Origin of the sequence: Enterobacter sp. 61D5 (genome assembly GCF_034107965.1) — a bacterium.
GTDB classification, from domain to species: domain Bacteria; phylum Pseudomonadota; class Gammaproteobacteria; order Enterobacterales; family Enterobacteriaceae; genus Enterobacter; species Enterobacter cloacae_M.
The window spans coordinates 75097-81724 of sequence record NZ_JAWNFK010000009.1; the positions used below are offsets into that span (position 1 = coordinate 75097).

Genomic DNA, 6628 nt, shown 5'->3' on the forward strand with positions numbered 1-6628 from the left:
AAATTTATGCTTAGTGATTAACCTGATCCAACCAGCCGTATTTATCTTCTGTCTCGCCGGTGAAGAGGCCGAAGAACGCTTGCTGAATACGTTTGGTGACCGGACCGCAGCGGCCTTCGCCCACCTGGATACCGTCCACGCTGCGTACCGGCGTGATTTCAGCCGCCGTACCGGACATAAACACTTCATCAGCCAGATACAGGGATTCGCGGGACAGCACCTGCTCGCGCACTTCAATACCCAGATCTTTCGCCAGCTTGATGATGGCGTCACGGGTGATGCCCGGCAGCGCGGACGAGGTGAACGGCGGCGTGAACAAAATGCCGTCTTTCACTTCAAACAGGTTTTCACCCGCACCTTCAGAGATGTAGCCATTTACGTCGAGGGCGATACCTTCCTGATAGCCGTGGCGGCGCGCTTCGCTACCGACCAGCAGGGAAGAAAGGTAGTTACCGCCTGCTTTCGCGGCGGTCGGGATAGTGTTTGGCGCAACGCGGTTCCAGGAAGAGACCATTGCGTCGATCCCCTGCTCCAGGGCTTCTGCACCCAGATAAGCACCCCACGGGAACGCGGCAATGATCACATCTGTGGTATAGCCCGCTGGCGGGTTCACGCCCATACCGACGTCACCCACGAAGACCAGCGGACGGATATAGGCGCTGGTCAGGTTGTTTTTACGGATCACCTCGCGGCAGGCTTCCATCAGCTCATCAACGCTTTGTGAAACCGGGAAACGATAAATTTTGGCTGAGTCATGCAGACGCTGCATGTGTTCGCGATGGCGGAACACCACTGGCCCTTTGTGAGAATCGTAGCAGCGGATGCCTTCAAATACGGAGGTACCGTAGTGCAGCGCGTGGGACATCACGTGGACCTTCGCGTCCTCCCAGCGAACCATCTCACCGTTGAACCAAATGTAATCAGCTTTTTTTGTCGTCATTTTTTCGTCCTGTCACGCTTAAGCGCGGATTTGTTGTGATGTGGTTGTGCTCTGGCAGATGGCAACATGGGCAACGTCTACCAGCTTTGATAACTGACTAAACAGTAAGTCGACCGACCGCGGGCTGGCAACGGTTAATTCGATACTGATATTCCGGGCGTCAGTGGCCGTCTCCATATTCATAGAGCAAATCTGAAAACCACGATGACGCACCACGCGCAAAACGCGCTCTAAGGTTTCCGGGTTGAAGCGAGCCTGTACGGCGACCTGATGCTGCATCATGATAATTTCTCCATCATTTGTGAGTTACTGGCACCAGGCGGTACCAACGGCCAGACGTTCTCGAGTTCGTCGATTGAGACATGAAGCAGGTAAGGCCCATCGCTGTTCAGCATGGTGTCGAGCGCCGCTTCAACCTGATCTTTACGGGTGATGTGCTGACCAGGGATGCCGAAGGCGCTGGCCAGGGTGAGGAAATCGGGGTTATCGGTGAGAGTCGTTTCGCTGTAGCGTTCCTGGAAGAACAGCTGTTGCCACTGGCGAACCATCCCTAAACGCTGGTTGTCGAGCAACACGATCTTCAGCGGCAACTGCTTGCGCTTAACGGTACCGAGCTCCTGAACGTTCATCATGAAGGAGCCGTCACCGGAGATACAGATAACGGTATCGTTCGGGCGGGCTACCTGAGCGCCAACGGCTGCCGGCAGACCGAAGCCCATGGTACCCAAGCCGCTGGAGGTGATGAAGTTTTCCGGACGGGTGTAGGTCATGTGCTGCGCGGACCACATCTGGTGCTGGCCTACGTCGGTGGTGACGACGCTGTCAGCCGGTTTACGATCGGACAACTGCTTCAACAGCAGCGGCGCGTAGATGGCCTCGCCGGGGTGGTCGTAACGCCAGGCGTGCTCGGCGCGCATATCAGCGGTGTGCTGACGCCATGCGTTGATATCCAGCGGCTGCTGCAATGCCGGTAACAGCGCGTTGAGATCGCCCTGCAAGGCGACATGCGCCTGACGCAGCTTGTTCATCTCCGCCGGGTCGATATCCATATGGATGACTTTGGCGTTCGGCGCAAAGGTATTCAGCTTGCCGGTGACGCGGTCGTCAAAACGGGCACCTACGGCGATGAGCAGATCGCACTCCTGCACCGCCAGGTTTGCCGCTTTGGTGCCGTGCATCCCCAGCATGCCCAGATAGTAGGGGTAATCCGCGTCGACTGCACCGAGACCTTTCAGCGTGCAGGTCGCTGGCATCTGCGTTGTTGCGATAAATTCGCGCAGGGCAGGAACGGCCTGCGCCATGCCGACGCCACCGCCGACGTACAGCATTGGCTGTTTCGCCTGGGCCAGCATCTGACGGGCCTCTTCAACTTCAGCTTCCGGAAAGGCATCGTCGCTTTCAACGGTAGAGAAGTGCGGTTCCAGCTCGCCGAGTGCCACCTGGATATCTTTCGGGATATCGACCAGAACCGGACCGGGACGACCTGAGTTTGCCACGTCGAACGCTTCTGCCATTACGCGCGGCAGCTCTTCCAGAGACTGGACGAGGAAGCTGTGTTTGGTGCAGGCCAGCGATAAACCGAGGACGTCGACTTCCTGAAAAGCATCGGTACCGATGAACGGAGACGCCACCTGCCCGGTGATGGCGACAACGGGAACGGAATCCAGCAGCGCGTCAGCCAGGCCGGTGATCAGGTTCGTTGCGCCCGGGCCTGAAGTCGCCATACACACGCCGGTTTTACCGGTCGCGCGGGCATAACCGATGGCTGCCATCGCTGCGCCCTGCTCGTGTCGGCACAAGAGATGTTCCACGCCGCCGTCATACAGTGCATCGTAAATCGGCATAATTGCGCCACCCGGATAACCGAATACGGTTTCGACTCCCTGCGCGCGCAACGCATGTACTACCCACTGTGCCCCATTCATAGTTAGTTCCCCGTCATAAATCGGGAGAAACAGAATTTTGTGCTAGTCGTCATTCTCTGCTCCTCATTTACGTTTTTTAGTCATAAAAAAACCCCCGGACCTTTCGGTGCGGGGGTCTTAGTTCGTTAAGGCTTGATTTCTAAGCCTTTCCTCGTCCAAGTGCAGCCCCGCACGGTGGGATAATAATCACCACCACGCTAATCACGACCAGGCTAATCACTCGTAGAAGGGCTGTCATTTTCAGTTCTTTTTGCATCTTGTTCGAAGGAATACCTAAAGAGTTATCACAGTTTTTAAGTCAAACACAAGATTTATTTATGACGGATTTGATTAGGTAGCGAATCATATTTCTTAAAACCGTTGTTTTATATACGGAAATTAGAAAATGAATATTTTTCATTTTTTCACTGCGGTTCTTACCGTCAAAACGGGGGTTTTTACATTCTGCGAGGAGGTTTCCACGGTTATGCAAGGGTTTCAGTGTGCGCTTAAAATCTCTGAACGGGCGGCGTACATTCGCAAAATGACGCTAAACAGACAAAACCGGCGCTGGCATAGTCACACCAGGAGGTAGTGCAAATGTCACTGTCAGTTGTTTATACGCGTGCGGCTCTCGGGGTAAAGGCACCGCTTATTTCCGTCGAGGTTCATTTGAGCAATGGGCTACCCGGACTCACTCTTGTCGGGTTACCTGAAACGACGGTTAAAGAGGCCAGGGATCGCGTTCGCAGCGCAATAATAAATAGCGGTTATACCTTCCCCGCGAAGAAGATCACCATCAACCTTGCCCCCGCCGATCTGCCTAAAGAGGGGGGACGATACGATTTACCTATCGCAATTGCCCTTCTCGCGGCTTCTGAGCAGCTTAATACGACACGGCTAGGCTCGTATGAGTTCGTTGGCGAACTCGCGCTTACAGGCGCGTTAAGAGGCGTTCCCGGTGCGATATCGGGAGCGCTGGAAGCCATACGAGCAGGACGGCAAATCATTGTCGCCAATGAAAACGCATCAGAAGTGAGTCTTATCGCCGAGAAGGGGTGTCTCATCGCAGGGCATTTACAGGAAGTTTGTGCCTGGCTGGAAGGGCGCCATGAACTGTCCGAGCCGGAGGAGTGTAATGATGCTATAGCGGATTCACCAGAGGATCTCAGCGAGATTATGGGACAGGAGCAAGGGAAACGGGCGCTGGAGATTACGGCTGCAGGTGGACACAATCTTCTGTTAATTGGCCCGCCGGGTACGGGTAAAACCATGCTGGCAAGCAGGTTGAGTGGGTTACTTCCACCGCTCAATAATCATGAAGCGCTGGAAAGCGCCGCCATATATAGCCTTATCAGTTCGACGTCGTTGCAAAAACAGTGGCGCCGTCGTCCTTTTCGTTCCCCGCATCATAGCGCTTCACTGACGGCAATGGTCGGCGGCGGGGCGATTCCGGGGCCGGGAGAGATCTCGCTAGCACACAATGGCATTCTGTTTCTTGATGAGCTGCCTGAATTTGAGCGCCGCGTGCTGGATGCACTGCGGGAGCCCATTGAATCCGGTGCGATACATATCTCACGCACGAGAGCCAAAATAAGCTATCCCGCACAGTTTCAGCTGGTCGCGGCGATGAATCCCAGCCCGACGGGTCACTACCAGGGCAACCATAACCGCTGTACGCCAGAGCAGACGTTGCGTTATCTGGGTAAGTTATCCGGCCCGTTCCTCGATCGTTTCGATTTATCCCTCGAAATCCCCCTTCCCCCGCCGGGTCTGCTCAGGCAAACGGGCATAACGGGTGAAAGCTCAGCGGAGGTACGCGAACGGGTAATTGCTGCTCAGACTCGGCAGTACGCTCGTCAGAACAGGCTGAATGCGCGGCTGGATAATGCCGGGATCCGGCAGTTTTGTTCTCTTAACGTCGAAGATGCGGGATGGCTGGAGGAGACGTTGACGCGGTTCGGGCTGTCCATACGTGCGTGGCAGCGTTTGCTGAAGGTGGCCAGAACTATTGCTGACGTAGAGGGGTGCACTGACATTGAGAGGAAACATTTGCAGGAGGCGCTGAGCTACCGCGCTATCGATCGTTTGCTGCTGCATTTGCAGAAATTGCTGGCATAAAAAAAGGGGCCGTAGCCCCTTCTTTTCATTTTAGTCATCAGACTCGGTGTAGTCTTCTGCACCTTCCATCTGCGGCTTGCCGCCAGACAGCGTATGGAAGCGTTTTGGACGCTTAATGCGCGCCATGTATTTGATCCATACACGTTCCGCTTCAGACTCCGGCTCACGCTCACCACGGCAAACAGAAACAAACTGTTTTTCGTCTTCGGTTGCAGGTTCACGCTTACCCAGATCCAGCTCGTTAAAGGCATAACCATGGCGCTCAAGCAGTTGAGCTTCTTTGATGGTGAAATCGCCGTGACGAGAGAACCCGCGCGGATAATGTTTATTGTCGAAAAAACGATTAGTCGTCGTAAAGCTTTCCGCCATCCTACACGCTCCTAATTCTTTGGCCGAGCTATTTATGGCGCGGAGTATTAGTTACGCTTGACAGAGTGTAAAACAAAACATTTAAATCATAACGACAAATAATTTTGCGGAGAAAGATGTGGATACGGAATTGCTTAAAACTTTCCTTGAAGTGAGCAGAACACGCCACTTTGGGCGAGCAGCTGAAGCCCTTTACCTGACGCAGTCAGCAGTCAGTTTTCGTATTCGACAGCTGGAAAATCAACTGGGTGTGAATCTTTTTACCCGCCATCGCAACAATATTCGCTTAACGCCTGCCGGTGAGAAACTGCTGCCGTACGCAGAAACGCTCATGAATACCTGGCAGGCGGCACGTAAAGAGGTGGCACATACTTCGAGGCACAATGAGTTCTCGATAGGGGCCAGCGCTTCTCTGTGGGAATGCATGCTAAGTCAGTGGCTTACCCGGCTGTATCATTCACACGGCCACCTGCAATTTGAAGCCAGAATTGCACAGCGGCAGTCGCTGGTTAAGCAACTTCATGAGCGCCAGCTTGATCTTCTGATCACAACCGAAGCCCCCAAGATGGACGAATTTAGCAGCCAGATTGTGGGCCAGTTTGGCCTGGCGCTTTATGCGTCTGAACCTTCGATGATGAAGGCAGACCTGACCTATTTACGCCTGGAATGGGGGCCGGATTTTCAGCAGCACGAGACGGGACTGATTGCACCTGATGATGTTCCGCAGTTAACGACCAGCTCGGCAGAGATCGCCTGCCAGCAGCTGCCCCTGCTGAAAGGTTGTACCTGGTTACCTGTTCGCTGGGCAGATACTAAAGCAGGGCTGCACACCGTGATGGATTCAACCACGCTTACCAGGCCGCTGTATGCAATTTGGCTGCAAAACAGTGATAAGCAATCACAGATAAAAGATCTGTTAAAAATCAATGTAATGGATTGATGCATCAGCCAGCAGGGATGCTGGCTGAAAATTAAGAAGAGAATTTTCAGCAGTGTTTCAGGCAAAAAAAATCCTTTGCCGAAGCAAAGGATTATATATGGCAGGGGCGGAGAGACTCGAACTCGCGACACCCGGTTTTGGAGACCGGTGCTCTACCAACTGAGCTACGCCCCTAAAGTTTTTTTGCCATTAAGCCTGCCAACAAGGCAGGCTTAATGTCTTAATAAGTGGCGGAACGGACGGGACTCGAACCCGCGACCCCCTGCGTGACAGGCAGGTATTCTAACCGACTGAACTACCGCTCCACCGAAGACTGCTGTAACCACCGGATTTATGCACCGGCTTACTACTTAA

At 53.9% G+C, this 6628-nt stretch carries 8 protein-coding genes and 2 tRNA genes; 2 read left to right on the top strand and 8 right to left on the bottom strand.

The genetic code is table 11. The features are described 5' to 3' along the window. Nucleotides 1-10: 10 nt before the first annotated feature. The 5 genes from ilvE to ilvL form a co-directional block, all read right to left on the bottom strand. A complete protein-coding gene (gene ilvE / locus UTM25_RS11595; RefSeq protein WP_021242827.1) occupies nt 11-940 on the bottom strand; it encodes a branched-chain-amino-acid transaminase in 930 nt (309 codons plus the stop codon). Between the two features lie 18 nt (nt 941-958). Beyond that, nucleotides 959-1222, bottom strand: coding sequence for an acetolactate synthase 2 small subunit (ilvM, locus tag UTM25_RS11600; protein WP_024907956.1), 264 nt, complete (start codon nt 1220-1222; stop codon nt 959-961). Further along, nucleotides 1219-2865, bottom strand: a complete 1647-nt coding sequence (gene ilvG, locus UTM25_RS11605; RefSeq protein WP_048703488.1) for an acetolactate synthase 2 catalytic subunit — start codon at nt 2863-2865, stop codon at nt 1219-1221. Before ilvG ends, ilvM begins: the two co-directional genes overlap by 4 nt. Nucleotides 2866-2867: 2 nt before the next feature. Continuing rightward, the gene (gene ilvX / locus UTM25_RS11610) at nt 2868-2918 is read right to left on the bottom strand and encodes a peptide IlvX (RefSeq protein ID WP_166792073.1); all 51 of its coding nucleotides are present in this window, start codon (nt 2916-2918) and stop codon (nt 2868-2870) included. An 86-nt stretch (nt 2919-3004) separates the two neighbouring features. Continuing rightward, complete coding sequence (gene ilvL, locus UTM25_RS11615; RefSeq protein WP_001311244.1) at nt 3005-3103, bottom strand: ilv operon leader peptide; 99 nt, start codon at nt 3101-3103, stop codon at nt 3005-3007. A gap of 341 nt (nt 3104-3444) precedes the next feature. Between ilvL and UTM25_RS11620 the strand changes: the two genes are divergently transcribed. Then, on the top strand, nt 3445-4965 hold the full coding sequence (locus UTM25_RS11620; protein WP_194401859.1) for a YifB family Mg chelatase-like AAA ATPase: 1521 nt from the start codon (nt 3445-3447) through the stop codon (nt 4963-4965). A 30-nt stretch (nt 4966-4995) separates the two neighbouring features. Here the strand turns inward: UTM25_RS11620 and UTM25_RS11625 are convergent, their stop codons facing one another. Continuing rightward, nucleotides 4996-5334, bottom strand: coding sequence for a DUF413 domain-containing protein (locus tag UTM25_RS11625; RefSeq protein WP_023309658.1), 339 nt, complete (start codon nt 5332-5334; stop codon nt 4996-4998). A 118-nt stretch (nt 5335-5452) separates the two neighbouring features. Here UTM25_RS11625 and hdfR point away from each other — a divergent pair, with 118 nt between their 5' ends. Continuing rightward, nucleotides 5453-6274 (top strand): HTH-type transcriptional regulator HdfR, encoded by an 822-nt coding sequence (gene hdfR, locus UTM25_RS11630; protein WP_023309659.1) that lies wholly within the window; start codon nt 5453-5455, stop codon nt 6272-6274. A 98-nt stretch (nt 6275-6372) separates the two neighbouring features. On the opposite strand, the gene UTM25_RS11635 is transcribed toward hdfR, so the two are convergent. Beyond that, nucleotides 6373-6448: transfer RNA gene (locus UTM25_RS11635), tRNA-Trp, on the bottom strand. A gap of 54 nt (nt 6449-6502) precedes the next feature. Then, nucleotides 6503-6579 (bottom strand) — tRNA-Asp (locus UTM25_RS11640). Between the last annotated feature and the right edge of the window lie 49 nt (nt 6580-6628).